This is a genomic window from Erwinia sp. HDF1-3R (assembly GCF_039621855.1).
GTDB lineage: Bacteria > Pseudomonadota > Gammaproteobacteria > Enterobacterales > Enterobacteriaceae > Erwinia.
This window is the reverse complement of record NZ_CP155071.1, coordinates 3,926,424-3,939,522: the sequence shown is the minus strand read 5'-3', so window position 1 is coordinate 3,939,522 and position 13,099 is coordinate 3,926,424. Positions and strand designations below refer to the sequence as shown.

6 protein-coding genes and 3 tRNA genes are annotated in these 13,099 nt (G+C 57.2%); 5 read left to right on the top strand and 4 right to left on the bottom strand.

Annotation, left to right across the window (positions count from 1 at the left end):
• Nucleotides 1–31 precede the first annotated feature (31 nt).
• From ptrA to recD, 3 genes are read left to right on the top strand one after another with little or no spacing between them, the layout of a single operon-like run.
• Nucleotides 32–2,911 carry a pitrilysin gene (gene ptrA / locus AAGR22_RS17880; RefSeq protein WP_345828804.1) on the top strand — a complete coding sequence of 960 codons (2,880 nt, stop codon included), beginning with the start codon at nt 32–34 and terminating at the stop codon, nt 2,909–2,911.
• A gap of 3 nt (nt 2,912–2,914) precedes the next feature.
• Nucleotides 2,915–6,460, top strand: coding sequence for an exodeoxyribonuclease V subunit beta (gene recB, locus AAGR22_RS17875; protein WP_345828803.1), 3,546 nt, complete (start codon nt 2,915–2,917; stop codon nt 6,458–6,460).
• On the top strand, nt 6,448–8,277 hold the full coding sequence (gene recD, locus AAGR22_RS17870; RefSeq protein WP_345828802.1) for an exodeoxyribonuclease V subunit alpha: 1,830 nt from the start codon (nt 6,448–6,450) through the stop codon (nt 8,275–8,277). The genes recB and recD overlap by 13 nt, the downstream gene beginning before the upstream one ends.
• Nucleotides 8,278–8,351: 74 nt before the next feature.
• Here recD and argA read toward each other — a convergent pair whose 3' ends face one another.
• Nucleotides 8,352–9,695, bottom strand: coding sequence for an amino-acid N-acetyltransferase (gene argA, locus AAGR22_RS17865; protein WP_345828801.1), 1,344 nt, complete (start codon nt 9,693–9,695; stop codon nt 8,352–8,354).
• Between the two features lie 260 nt (nt 9,696–9,955).
• Between argA and amiC the strand changes: the two genes are divergently transcribed.
• The gene (gene amiC / locus AAGR22_RS17860; protein WP_345828800.1) at nt 9,956–11,206 is read left to right on the top strand and encodes an N-acetylmuramoyl-L-alanine amidase AmiC; all 1,251 of its coding nucleotides are present in this window, start codon (nt 9,956–9,958) and stop codon (nt 11,204–11,206) included.
• 162 nt (nt 11,207–11,368) lie between these two features.
• On the opposite strand, the gene AAGR22_RS17855 is transcribed toward amiC, so the two are convergent.
• From AAGR22_RS17855 to AAGR22_RS17845, 3 genes are all read right to left on the bottom strand, one after another.
• Nucleotides 11,369–11,445, bottom strand: a tRNA-Met gene (locus AAGR22_RS17855).
• A gap of 67 nt (nt 11,446–11,512) precedes the next feature.
• Nucleotides 11,513–11,589: transfer RNA gene (locus AAGR22_RS17850), tRNA-Met, on the bottom strand.
• Between the two features lie 68 nt (nt 11,590–11,657).
• Nucleotides 11,658–11,734: transfer RNA gene (locus tag AAGR22_RS17845), tRNA-Met, on the bottom strand.
• A gap of 205 nt (nt 11,735–11,939) precedes the next feature.
• Here AAGR22_RS17845 and mltA point away from each other — a divergent pair.
• Nucleotides 11,940–13,082, top strand: coding sequence for a murein transglycosylase A (gene mltA / locus AAGR22_RS17840; RefSeq protein ID WP_067707486.1), 1,143 nt, complete (start codon nt 11,940–11,942; stop codon nt 13,080–13,082).
• Nucleotides 13,083–13,099 lie beyond the last annotated feature (17 nt).

Genomic DNA, 13,099 nt, shown 5'->3' with positions numbered 1-13,099 from the left:
CAGCAGAAAATGAGATCGTCAAGGAGTTTGAATGGGTCGTTATGCAGTCTGGATCGGCACGCTGGTTGTGCTGGTTAATTTGTGGAGCCCGCTAAGCCAGGCACAGTCGGGATGGCAACCTATCCCGGAAACCATCCGCAAAAGTGAAAAAGACCCGCGACAGTATCAGGCGGTCAGGCTTGATAACGGCATGACGGTGCTGCTGGTCTCCGATCCTCAGGCGACGAAATCCCTCGCCGCGCTGACATTGCCGGTAGGATCGCTGGAGAATCCGCGTAATCAACAGGGACTGGCGCATTACCTTGAGCATATGCTGCTGATGGGGTCGAAGCGTTATCCACAGCCTGATAACCTGGCTGAGTTTTTAAAGAGGCACGGCGGCAGTCACAATGCCAGTACCGCTTCTTACCGCACGGCCTACTATCTGGAAGTCGAAAACGACGCGCTGCAGCCTGCCGTCGATCGTCTTGCTGATGCCATTGCTGAACCGCTGCTGGATCCGGTTAATGCCGATCGTGAACGCCATGCGGTTAATGCTGAACTGACGATGGCCCGCTCACGCGACGGTCTGCGGATGGCCCAGGTTGGTGCGGAGACGCTTAATCCTGCGCATCCCGGGTCGCTATTCTCCGGCGGTAATCTGGAAACCCTGAAGGATAAACCGGGCAGTAAACTGCATGATGCGCTGAAAGCGTTTTATCAGCGCTATTACTCGGCGAATCTGATGAAAGCGGTCATTTACAGCAATAAGCCTATGGATGAGCTGCAAAAAATAGCCGTCAGTACCTTTGGACGCGTAGAAAACCGAAATGCGACGGTGCCGGATATCACCGTGCCGGTGGTGACCGATAAGCAAAAGGGCATCATTATTCACTACGTTCCGGCCCAGCCGCGTAAGCTGCTGAAAATTGAATTTCGTATCGACAATAATAGCGATAAATTCCGCAGCAAAACCGATACGCTGATTGCCTATCTTATTGGTAATCGCAGTAAAAATACGCTCTCTGACTGGCTACAAAATCACGGCCTTGCCGATTCAATTGATGCGGGAGCGGATCCGGTTATTGATCGGAATGGCGGCGTTTTCTCTATCTCCGTATCGCTAACGGATACCGGCCTGGCTAACCGTGACCGGGTGATTGCTGCCGTATTCAGCTACCTGAATAAACTGCGCGCCGACGGCATTGATAAGCGCTATTTTGATGAGGTCGCCCACGTTCTGAATCTGGACTTCCGCTACCCCTCAATTACCCGCGATATGGATTACATCCAATGGCTGGTCGATACCATGCTGCGCGTACCCATTGAAGACACGCTTGATGCCTCTTATATTGCCGATCGCTACGATCCTGCGGCGATTAAGGCGCGGCTGGACGGCATGACGCCTCAGAATGCCCGCATCTGGTTTATCAGTCCCGATGAGCCGCATAACAAACTGGCCTACTTTGTCGATGCGCCCTATCAGGTGGATACGATTACACCGCAGCGATTTGCCGCGTGGCAGGCCGCCAGCGATAAAATCGATCTTTCCCTGCCGGTGCTTAACCCCTACATTCCGGACGACTTCAGCCTGATAAAGCCCGGGAAAAAACAGGCTCACCCGGAAGAGCTGGTTAATCAGCCCGGCCTGCGGATATTCTATATGCCGTCGCAGTTTTACGCCGACGATCCTAAAGCCAACATCACGCTGGCGCTGCGGAATAAAGCGGCCATGAGCACGGCGAAAAATCAGGTGCTGTTCGCTATCAACGACTACCTGGCGGGTCTGGCGCTCGATGAGCTAAATTCACAGGCCTCAGTGGCCGGCATCAGTTTTTCTACCAGTGAAAATGATGGCGTCACCTTTAACGCCAGCGGCTTCACCCAGCATCTTCCCGAGCTGATGAAGGCGCTACTTAAAGGGTATGCCAGCTATCAGCCCGATCGGCAGCAGCTGGAGCAGGCTAAATCCTGGTATCTGGAGCGTCTCTCCTCCGCTGAAAAAGGTAAGGCGTTCGAGCTGGCTATTCAGCCTGCGCAGATGCTGTCACAGCTGCCTTATACCCAGCGGAGTGAACGCCGCAGCCTGGTAGCCGGTATCACGCTTGAGGATCTCCAGGCCTACCGAAAAATGCTGCTACAGCAGTCCACCCCGGAACTGATGGTGGTGGGCAACATGACGGCGGCAGAGGCGACGGCGCTGGGCCAGGATCTCAAAACCCATCTGGACTGCGAAGGCGACAGCTGGTGGCACAGTCAGTATATCGCCATTGATAAAAAGACCTCGGCCAATCTCCAGCAGCAGGGGAGCAGTACCGATTCGGCGCTGGCCGCCCTGTATGTTCCGCTGGGCTATGAAGAGTATGAAAGTATCGCCAGCAGTGCCATGCTCAGCCAGATCGTTCAGCCGTGGTTTTATAATCAGCTGCGTACCGAGGAGCAGCTGGGCTATGCGGTATTTACCTTCCAGATGCCGGTAGGACGCCAGTGGGGCATTGGCTTCCTGTTGCAAAGTAACGTTAAACAGCCCGCCTGGCTGTTAACGCGCTTCCGTGCGTTCTATCCGGTGGCGGAAAAGAGGCTGCGTGAGATGAGCCACGAGGATTTCAGTCAGTATCAGCAGGCCATGATTAACGAACTTAAACAGCGTCCGCAAACGCTGGATGAAGAAGCAGGACGCTTTAGCAAAGATTTCGATCGCGAAAACACCCGTTTCGATACCCGAGAAAAAGTGATTGCCCGTATTCAGGCGCTGACGCCGCAAGGTCTGGCAGACTTTTTCCATAAGGCGGTGATTGAACCACAGGGGCTGACGCTGCTGTCACAGATTTCAGGTAGCCAGCATAAGCAAGCGGACTACGCTAAACCTGAAGGTTTTACCACCTGGCAGGAAGTGTCGAAGCTACAGCAGTCGTTTCCGGTGAAAAGTTAAGATATGAAGTCAGAAGCCCTGAGTCTTGATCCCCTCAAGCTCCCGCTTAAAGGGGAAAGGCTGATTGAAGCCTCGGCGGGAACCGGCAAAACCTTTACCATCGGGCTGCTTTACCTTCGTCTGCTGTTGGGGCTGGGGGGGGAAGCCGCCGCCAGCAGGCCGCTGTCGGTCGAAGAGATCCTGGTGGTGACCTTCACCGAGGCGGCAACGGCCGAGCTGCGTGGCCGTATTCGGGCCAATATCCACCAGCTACGCATTGCCTGCGTGCGCGGCTACGCCGCTGACACAATGCTGGCGGCGCTGTTAGCGCAGATTGAGGATCGCAATCAGGCGGCTTTGCGGCTGCTGGCGGCCGAGCGGCAGATGGATGACGCCGGGATATTTACCATCCACGGCTTCTGCCAGCGCATGTTAAATCTGAACGCGTTTGAATCCGGCATGCTGTTTGAGCAACAGCTGATCGAGGATGAGTTTCCGCTGCGCCGACAGGCTGCGGCGGATTTCTGGCGTCGCTACTGCTACCCGCTCTCGCTGCCGGTGGCCAGGGTAATGACGCAGATGTGGCAGGGGCCGGAGCAGCTCCTTGCCACGCTCTCACCCTGGCTGAATGGTGAAGCCCCCGCGCTGAAATATCCCGCCGATTTAGAGGAGTCGTTCACCGAACGCCATGAAAAAATCATTGGGCGGATCGATGCTCTGAAAACGGCGTGGCTGGCGGCAGGAAATCTGCACGACGTTATTGCCCAGTCGGGTGTGGACAAGCGAAGCTACAGCAGTAAGCACTTACCTAACTGGCTGGAGAAAATGGCCCAGTGGGCCGCAGAAGCCACTGAGGATTACGCGGTTCCTAAGGAGCTGGCGCGCTTTGGTCAGCGGGTACTGCTGGAAAAAACCAAAAAAGGCGAAGCGCCACAGCATCCGCTGTTTGACGAGGTGGATCGCTTCCTCGCGGAACCGCTATCGCTGCGTGACCTGGTTATCGCCCGCGCGCTGAGTGAGATCCGCTTCACCACGCAAAAAGAGAAAAGGCTTAACGCCCTGCTGGGGTTTGACGACCTGCTGGGACGGTTTGATGACGCCCTTCAGCAGCCGGGCGGAGAGGCGCTGGCGCAGGCCGTTCGCAGCCGGTATCCGGTCGCGCTGATTGATGAATTCCAGGATACCGACCCGCAGCAGTACCGCATCTTCCGCACGCTTTACCGGCATCAGCCCGAGTCTGCGCTACTGCTGATAGGCGACCCCAAACAGGCTATCTACGCCTTTCGGGGAGCCGATATTTTCACCTATATGAAAGCCCGTAGTGAAGTTAGCGCCCACTATACGCTTGATACCAACTGGCGCTCCTCGCCGGACATGGTGAACAGCGTCAACCAGCTCTTTTCCCGGCTGGAAAATCCTTTTTTGTTCCATGAAATTCCCTTTAAGGACGTCACTCCTGCCGGACCTAATGCCGGACTGGCGTTTAGCGTTGAGGGTAAACGCCAGCCCGCCCTGAGATTTTGGCTTCAGCCGGGCGAAGGAACAGGCGTAAGCGATTACCAGCAGTTTATGGCCCGGCAGTGCGCGGCAGATATCCGCCGCTGGCTGACGGCAGGTCAGCAGGGAACGGCGCTGCTCGGCAGAGACGACGATCGGCGTCCGGTGGCGGCATCGGACATTACCGTTCTGGTGCGCAGCCGCGGTGAAGCGTCCATCATGCGCGAAGCGCTGAATGGCCTGAATATTCCCTCGGTTTATCTCTCCAATCGCGACAGCGTGTTCACCACGCCGGAAGCGCGTGAAATGATCTGGCTGCTGCAGGCGGTGCTGGCTCCCGAACAGGAGCGAACGCTGCGCAGCGCCCTCGCCACCAGCATTTTTGGTCTGGATGCATTAACGCTTGATGCGCTAAGTAAGGATGAGCGCGCCTGGGACGCGCTGGTGGATGAATTTGACGGCTATCGTCAGCGCTGGCTGAAGCGCGGCGTGCTGCCGATGCTGCGTGAACTGATGGTTAAACGCCAGATTGCTGAAAATTTGCTGGCCTCCGAAAGCGGAGAGCGCAGGCTGACCGACCTGCTGCATCTGGGCGAGCTGCTACAGGAAGCCTCCGCGAGCCTGGACAGCGAACATGCGCTGGTTCGCTGGCTGGCGCAGGAGGTGGCCCAGCCTAATGGTCAGTCCGCCAGCCAGCAGCTACGCCTGGAGAGCGATCGCCATTTGGTGAAGATTGTGACTATCCATAAGTCAAAAGGGTTGCAGTATCCGCTGGTGTGGCTGCCGTTTGTTGCTAACTACCGCGAAGCGGGACAGGGAATTTATCATGACCGGCAAACCTTTCAGGCGCTGCTGGATCTGCGTGACGATGTCGAAAGCATTGAGCTGGCCGAACAGGAGCGGCTGGCCGAAGATCTCCGCCTGCTCTACGTCGCGCTGACGCGTTCAGTCTGGCACTGTAGCGTGGGCATTGCGCCGCTGGTAAAGGGTAACCGGAAAAAGGAAGGGAACAGCGACCTGCATCTCAGTGCGGTAGGTTACCTGCTGCAAAAAGGTGAGGCGGCAGATGCGGCCAGCCTGCGTCAGTCTTTACTGGAAATGGAAAATGAAGCCGTTGAGCTGGTTATTCCCGGTCATCCCGATGATGAGCCCTGGCGACCACAGCAGGCGGTGCCGGACGCGCTCAGCAGCCAGTCTGTTACCCGCCAGCTTCGCGATGAGTGGCGCATCACCAGCTATTCAGGCTTGCAGCAGCATGGGCACTCCGTCACCTTCGACCTGCTGCCCAGGCTGGATGTCGATGCCGCGGGCGAGGCACAGCCGCAGCTGGCTGTTCAGCTGACGCCGCATACCTTCCCGCGCGGCGCAGCACCGGGGACATTTCTTCACGGCCTGTTTGAAAATATTGATTTCACCCAGCCGGTTGAGGAGGCGTGGCTGGCTGAACAGCTCACCTCGCAGGGGCACGACGCGGCCTGGCTGCCGGTAGTGCAGCAGTGGCTGATGCGTATTCTGCAAACGCCGCTCAACGAGACCGGGGTGACGCTCAGTCAGCTGGCCCCTGACAAGCGTCAGGTAGAGCTGCAATTTTATCTGCCTATCCAGCGGTTAATGAGCGCGGAGAGTCTTGACCGGCTTATTCGCCACTACGATCCGCTCTCAGCGGCGTGTCCGCCGCTTAACTTCCAGCAGGTGCAGGGCATGCTGAAGGGCTTTATCGACCTGGTCTTCATCTGGCAGGGCAAATACTACCTGCTGGACTATAAATCTAACTGGCTGGGGGCATCCGGCGACGACTACACGCCCCAGGCAATGGCGCTGGCGATGCAGTCCCACCGCTACGATTTACAGTATCAGCTCTATACGCTGGCGCTGCACCGCTATCTGCGCCACCGACTGGCCGACTATGATTTTGAACAGCATTTTGGCGGCGTTATTTACCTGTTCCTGCGGGGCGTGGACGGAACGGCCAGTGACAATGGCCTTTATCGCACGCGGCCATCGGCTGAATTTGTTAACGCGCTGGACGCGTTATTTGCAGGGAAAGAGCGGGAGGGCGCATGGCTAAAATAGCGGAACTGCTGCTGGCTGCCAGTCAGCAGAAACTGCTGCGAGCGCTGGACGTGCAGTTTGCCAGAATGATTGCCAGCGAGGCCCAACCCGCGCTGATGCTGGCGGCAGCCTGGGTAAGCGCAGAGGCAGGAGAGGGGCATGTGTGCCTGCCGCTTACCACTTTTACCGAGCAGTCGCTGTTTGGCGGACGGCACCCGGAGCTGGCCCGCCTGATGTGGCAGGCCGCGGGTGACCCGGACTGGCTTACTCTTCTGCCCGACGAGGCGGCGGTGGGCGACGGTTCAACCGCCACGCCGCTGGTGCTTCATCAGCAGCGTCTCTACCTGCATCGGATGTGGCTTTCTGAAGGGCAGGTGGCCCGGTTTATTCTCGGTCAGGCTGCGGCTCACCGACTGGATGAACGCGCGCTGCGCGCTGCGCTGGACAGGCATTTCGGCCAGCAGGCCGATGACTGGCAGAAAATTGCCGCCGCCGTGGCGCTGACCCGTCAGATTTCGATTATTTCGGGTGGCCCGGGTACCGGTAAAACCACCACCGTCGCCAAATTACTGGCCACGCTTATCTCGCTAACGGATTCGCTGCGCATCCGGCTGGCGGCGCCGACCGGCAAGGCGGCGGCCCGGCTGACCGCATCCCTCGGGGCGACGCTACAGGGTCTGGATATTGATGAAGCGGAGAAGCAGCGGTTCCCCACTGAAGCGACGACCCTGCACCGACTGCTGGGCGCGGTGCCGGGCAGTCAGCGGATGCGCTATCATGCCGGTAACCCACTGCACCTGGATTTACTGGTGGTGGATGAAGCGTCAATGGTCGATCTGCCAATGATGGCAAATCTGATTGCAGCGCTGCCGCAGCAGGCAAAAGTGATTTTTCTGGGCGATCGCGATCAGCTGGCCTCGGTAGAAGCGGGGGCGGTGCTGGGGGATATCTGTCGCTGCGCGGAAGCAGGCTACAGCAGTGAGCGCGCGGCGGAACTTACCCGGCTGACGGGCTGTACCCTCGCGGGCGAGGAGAGTCCACATGCGCCTGCCGTGCGTGACAGCATTTGCCTGCTGCGCAAAAGCTACCGCTTTGATGCCTCTTCGGGTATTGGGCAGCTGGCGCTGGCCGTTAATGGCGGTGACACCCGTCGGATGGAAAAAGTCTTTGCCGCTGGATACAGTGATATTGAACGCTTCCCGCTGAGCAGCAGCGAGGAGTACCAGCATCTGCTCAGCGCCTGCGTGGAGGGCTATCGACCTTACCTGCGAAGTCTGTCTCAGGGCCACAGTCCTCTGGATGTGATTAACGAGTTTGGCCATTTTCAGCTGCTCTGTGCGCTGCGTGAGGGACCATTTGGCGTCACGGGGCTGAATGAGCGTATTGAAGCCTCTCTCCAGCTTAAGGGCCTGATCCGCCGCGCGCCTGGCGGCAGTAAGTGGTACGTCGGGCGGCCGGTCATGATTGCCCGCAATGATAGCGCCCTGGGCTTATTTAACGGCGATATTGGCATTGCGATGAATGACGAAGAGGGTGCGCTTAAGGTATTTTTCCCGCTACCTGATGGCAGCATTAAAGCCGTGCAGCCCAGCCGTCTGCCCCCGCATGAGACGGCTTTTGCCATGACGGTGCATAAGTCACAGGGCTCGGAATTCAATCATACGCTGCTGATACTCCCCAGCCAGTTCACGCCGGTGCTGACGCGTGAACTGATTTACACTGCCATCACCCGGGCGAAGCAGAAGCTGTCGCTTTATGCGGACAGTGGGGTACTCAACAGCGCGGTGCGCATGCAGACGCAGCGTCGCAGCGGGCTGGTCGATCGCCTGACGGAATAGGGTGTCTGGCGGCTGGCTGACCGGCGGACAGAAAAACTTCGCCTGGCGGCCTGGCTGACCGCCGGACATAATAATTACGCCTGGCGGGCATGACGCAGATCGGCCATCAGGACCTTTGAGCGGCGCTGGTAGTTATACATCTGCTTTTTACTCTCGGGCAGCTTGTCGATATCTACCGGCATAAAGCCGCGCTCCTGGAACCAGTGAATGCTGCGGGTGGTCAGCACAAACAGCTTTTTCAGCCCCATCTGCCGTGCCTGAAGGGCTACGCGCTCCAGCAGGGCCTCGCCTCGTGACGAGCTGCGGTAGTCAGGATGCACTGCAACGCAGGCCATCTCGCCAATCTCCTCTTCCGGGAAGGTATAGAGGGCTGCACAGCCAATGGTCAGGTTATCGCGCTCGATGATGGTAAATTTATCAATCTCCATCTCAAGCTGTTCGCGGGAACGGCGTACCAGAATTCCCTGCTGCTCAAGCGGGCGGATAAGCTCCAGAATTCCGCCGATATCATTGATGGTAGCGCGGCGGATCTGCTCGGCGCTTTCCATGACGATCTGGGTGCCAATCCCATCGCGTGAGAACAGCTCCTGAAGCAGGGCGCCATCTTCCTGATAGCTAATCAGATGGCTGCGGCGCACGCCGCTGCGGCAGGCTTTGACCGCACCGCGCAGAAAACGCACCGTCCCTGACAGGTAGTCATCTTCCTTTTCCAGCGCCTCAATGCGCTGCTGTGCGTCATTAGGGAAAAGCTCGGAGATAACGTTGCCTTCGCTGTCCGTGACGCCCTGACCGGAACAGAAGCCAATCATCTTCTCTGCCTTAAGCTTAATCGCGAGCTGCGTCGCCACCTCCTCTGAGGTGAGATTGAAGCTCTCCCCGGTGACGGAAACGGCCACCGGCCCCATCAGCACAATTGCGCCGCTGTCCAGCTGCCGGTGAATCGCCTCTTCATCAATACGGCGTATGCGCCCGCTATGACAATAATCCACGCCCTCATCCACCCCCAAAGGCTGCGCAATGATGAAGTTGCCGCTCACCACGTTGATATGAGCGCCCTGGAGAGGGGTGTTATTGAGACTCATCGACAGGCGGGCGGTGATATCAAGCTGCAGGCGTCCGGCTGCCTGCTTGACCAGCTCCAGCGACTGCGCATCGGTGACGCGGGTATACTTGTGGTAAAGGGGTTCAAGCTGGTGTTCGGCCAGGTTCGCATCAATCTGTGGGCGCGCACCGTAGACCACCACCAGACGAATGCCCAGGCTATGGAGCAGCCCAATATCATTAACGATGCCGGAAAAATTTTCATGCTCTATGGCTTCGCCGCCAAGCATGATGACGAAGGTTTTACCACGGTGGGCATTGATATAGGGGACAGTATGGCGAAAACCCTGAACCAGCTCGGTACTCCGTTCCTTCACGACAAACCCTTAATGAATTATTATTCGGTAAAACTGTATTTTTATTCTTTTTAGCCTGCAGAAGCAAGCGGCAATTGTTACCGACTTTCAATCAACGTGATTACACAGTTAACCAGAAGTGCCACCGGGCCTCGCAATTTAGAGATGACACTGGCAGCCTGTTTCGCTACAGTTTTCACCCTGCACGCTATCTGGCTGTTTTTACCTCATAGTAGACCAGACTGGATTTTTTAACCCATGGAACAGCACACTGGAATAGCATGACCGATTTACCTTCACCTGGCCGACGCCGCTGGCTTAAGTGCGCGGGAGCCGTCTGGCTGCTCAGCGTCAGCAAGATTGGCCTGGCAGCAACCCCGCTGGTGGCGATCCGCATCTGGCCTTCTTCCACCTATTCCCGTTTGACGCTGGAATCCACCTCTCCGCTTAAATACCGGCAGTTCGCACTCAGTAAACCCGAGCGGGTGGTGGTGGATATTGAAAATATGCATCTCAATGCCCTGCTGAAGGGCGTGGGAAATCTGGTTCGCAGCGACGATCCCTATATAAAGAGTGCGCGGGTGGGGCAGTTCAGCGCCAATACCGTCAGGCTGGTACTGGAGCTCAAGCAAAACGTTACGCCGAAAGTCTTTACGCTGGCTCCGGTCGCCGGGTTCAAAAACCGGCTGGTTCTGGATCTCTATCCGGCCAGTAATATGAGTCATCACCACGAGGACGACCCGCTGCTGGCCCTGCTGGACGAATATAATAAGGGGGATTTAGCGCAGCACACGCCTGCCAAAACGCCTCTACCGGGCAGGGCAGGTAAAGACCGGCCAATGATTATCATGCTCGATCCGGGCCACGGAGGCGAAGACTCCGGCGCGGTGGGCAAACACAAGACGCGCGAAAAAGACGTGGTGTTGAAAATTGCCCGCCGTCTGAAAAGCCTGATTGATAAACAGCCCAATATGCGCGCCCTAATGACGCGTAATGAGGACGTTTTTATTCCGCTACAGGTCAGGGTAGCAAAGGCGCGCAGGCAGCGTGCGGATCTGTTTATCTCCATTCATGCCGATGCCTTTACCAATCGCGCGGCACGCGGCTCCTCCGTTTTTGCGCTGTCGACGAAGGGGGCCACCAGCGCTGCGGCGCGTTTTTTGGCCCGCACGCAAAACGAATCCGATCTGATAGGCGGCGTCAGTATGAGCGGTGACCGCTATCTCGACCACACCCTGCTGGATATGGTGCAGCGTCTGACCATCAACGACGGCCTGAAGCTGGGTAAGGATGTGCTAAGGCATATGGGGAAAATCAACCACCTGCACAAGAAAACCATCGACCAGGCGGGTTTTGCGGTGCTGAAAGCCCCGGATATCCCCTCAATTCTGGTCGAGACGGCGTTTATCAGTCACCCCGAGGAGGAGAGAAAACTACGCACCGCCCATTTTCAGCAGCAGGTCGCCGAAGCCATTCTGGCGGGGATTAAAACGTGGATCGCCAGCAGCGCTGCCCATCACCGGGTAAAATAACAGAATCAGTAAGACAGCGTCCTTTTCCGTGGGGCGCGAGTGGGCATATGCGACGGCGTTAGCCCTGCGGGAGCGGATAAGAGTGGAATTAGCCTGGCGGGAGGGGATAAAAGAGGTTTGGCAAACGCCAGAAACAAAAAAACACCCGTTAAGGTGTTAAGTTGGTTGCGGGAGCCGGATTTGAACCGACGACCTTCGGGTTATGAGCCCGACGAGCTACCAGGCTGCTCCATCCCGCGTCCGTATACTACACCTGCCGCTTCCGTCACGACAGCTTTTCTTTTTACCGCTTCTCACAGGGAGAATTGGTTGCGGGAGCCGGATTTGAACCGACGACCTTCGGGTTATGAGCCCGACGAGCTACCAGGCTGCTCCATCCCGCGTCCGTATATTACACCTGTCGCTTCCATCACGACAGCTTTTCTTGCTTACTGCTTCTCACAGGGAGAATTGGTTGCGGGAGCCGGATTTGAACCGACGACCTTCGGGTTATGAGCCCGACGAGCTACCAGGCTGCTCCATCCCGCGTCCGTGGAAGCGCACTATACGCCGAGTGGCTTTTGATGCAACCCTATTTTGCAATAAAGTCATGAAAATAGCGCCTTCTGCTCACTTTATCAACGCTCTGCTCTATTGTTACACTATGGTGAGGGAACTTTTCCGTCGGCACGTTTAAATCTGGGGAGGGCTTTGCTATCTTCGGCCAGGAATTCCGCATAAAGGTAAGAGAACAATGAAAGGACGTTGGGCGAAGTATGCAGTAACCGGGGCGCTAATCGCCCTGCTGGCGGGATGTTCTTCAAAACCTACCGACCGTGGGCAGCAGTATAAGGATGGCAAACTGGACGCGCCTCTGGGACTGGTTAATCAGCCCAATGCAAAAGGCCGGCCGGTGAACGGGAGAGACTTTGCCGATCAGGTGACGGAAATCAAATACGCTTCGCCCGCCATGTTCTCGCGTAATACCAGTACCTTTAATGCTATACAGGGCTGGCTGATGGCGGGTGGCGATACGCGCCAGCTGCGTCAGTTTGGACTTGATGCTTACCAGATGGAAGGCATGGATAATTATGGCAACGTGCAGTTTACCGGTTACTACACGCCGGTTATTCAGGCGCGTTACACCCGTCAGGGTGAGTTCCAGTACCCGCTATACCGCATGCCCCCGCGCAGCCGGGGTAAAAAACTGCCTTCCCGGGCCGAGATATACAGCGGCGCGCTGGGCGATCGCTACGTTATCGGTTACAGCAACTCCCTGATGGATAACTTCATTATGGACGTGCAGGGAAGCGGCTACGTAAATTATGGCGACGGACGCCCGCTAACCTTCTTCGGCTACGGCGGTAAAAACGGCCACGCGTACCGCAGCATCGGTAAAGTGCTTATCGACAGGGGAGAGGTAAAGCGGGAGGATATGTCGATGCAGGCTATCCGCAAGTGGGGCGAGGAACACAGCCCGGCCGAGGTGCGGGAACTGCTGGAGCAGAATGCCTCATTCGTTTTCTTTAAGCCGGAGAACTTTACGCCGGTTCGCGGGGCCAGTGCGGTACCGCTGGTGGCAAAGGCCTCGGTCGCATCCGATCGTTCGCTCATCCCACCGGGTACTGCTCTGCTGGCGGAAGTCCCGCTACTGGACAACAAAGGTAAGTTTACCGGTAAGTATGAGATGCGCATGATGGTGTCGCTGGACGTGGGCGGCGCGATAAAAGGCCAGCATTTCGATATTTATCAGGGCATTGGCGATGAAGCCGGACACATGGCCGGGTGGTTTAACCACTATGGCCGCGTCTGGGTGCTGAAAGCCGCACCCGGTGCGGGTACGCCGGTCTTTTCAATGGCGCAAAATAGCAGCGGATCGTCACCCTTTAGCCAGTAACGCTTATCACGGGCTGG

Bases quoted from the DNA above. Each gene is read 5' to 3' on its own strand.
- ptrA (WP_345828804.1), top strand. From the start codon at position 32: ATGGGTCGTTATGCAGTCTGGATCGGCACGCTGGTTGTGCTGGTTAAT.
- recB (WP_345828803.1), top strand. From the start codon at position 2,915: ATGAAGTCAGAAGCCCTGAGTCTTGATCCCCTCAAGCTCCCGCTTAAA.
- recD (WP_345828802.1), top strand. From the start codon at position 6,448: ATGGCTAAAATAGCGGAACTGCTGCTGGCTGCCAGTCAGCAGAAACTG.
- amiC (WP_345828800.1), top strand. From the start codon at position 9,956: ATGACCGATTTACCTTCACCTGGCCGACGCCGCTGGCTTAAGTGCGCG.
- mltA (WP_067707486.1), top strand. From the start codon at position 11,940: ATGAAAGGACGTTGGGCGAAGTATGCAGTAACCGGGGCGCTAATCGCC.